Raw genomic sequence first — 912 nt, forward strand, 5'->3', positions numbered from 1 at the left:
GGTGAATGTTTACGATTCATGGCCGCCTTGCTCGGCCTGGTCAGCAACTTGTCGTTGGAATAGCGGCGGATATTGAACCCAAGGAAGTCGAAGCCCTCCGAGATATGGACGACGCGCGTCTTGTCCTCGCTGAACCTCAGCCCTTTGGGCTCCAGCCACCCCGCAAGCCGGGCCTTGACCTGCTCGGCCTGCTCACGCGAGTGACACAGGGCAACCAGATCGTCGGCGTACCTGACCAGAGCCGGGGAGTCGCGCCTGAGCTTCCCGGCAGCAACACCGTTGGTCTCGTAGCGCACCCCGGCCGCCGCCTCCATCCCATGCAGGGCCACGTTCAGTAGGCACGGACTGATCACACCGCCCTGAGGAGTGTCCTCCTCGGTCGGCGCGAACCGGCCGCGCTCGACCACACCCGCCTTGAGCCACCCGGCGATCTGCTCCCGCGCGGGGAACGTGCCAAGCTGCCGCAGCAGATGATCGTGGTCGATGCGGTCAAACGCCGCCGCCAGATCCGCGTCCACGATCCACACCCGTCGCGCACTCGGCTTGGAGGCCAGGGTGTAGATGAACTGGATCGCATCATGACAGCCGCGCCCAGGCCGAAATCCATAGGACCTCGGCTCGAATCGCGCCTCCCATTCAGGCTCCAGCGTCCCCAGGACCACAGCCTGAAGGCAGCGGTCCAAAATGACGGGGATACCAAGCGCCCTGAGTTCCGTGGTCGATCCCCGCTTGGGGATGTGCACCCGTCTGACAGGCTTTGGCGTCCGTGACTTCGCGGCGTGCTGCACCTGCCCGGCCAGCTCAACCTTCGGCCGGGACTCCAGAGCCGTTCTGCCGTCGACGCCCGCCGCTATCCGGCCAGCGTTGATCTCCGTGACCCGCCGAACGCTGACCAACGCGTTGGAGCGGGAC

At 65.7% G+C, this 912-nt stretch carries 1 protein-coding gene; it reads right to left on the bottom strand.

The window, feature by feature from the left end:
• A partial coding sequence (locus tag ACY45C_RS16325) for a reverse transcriptase domain-containing protein (RefSeq protein ID WP_462188445.1) occupies positions 1-912 on the bottom strand: 912 nt, incomplete at both ends.

The organism is Frankia sp. CcWB2 (genome assembly GCF_977927585.1).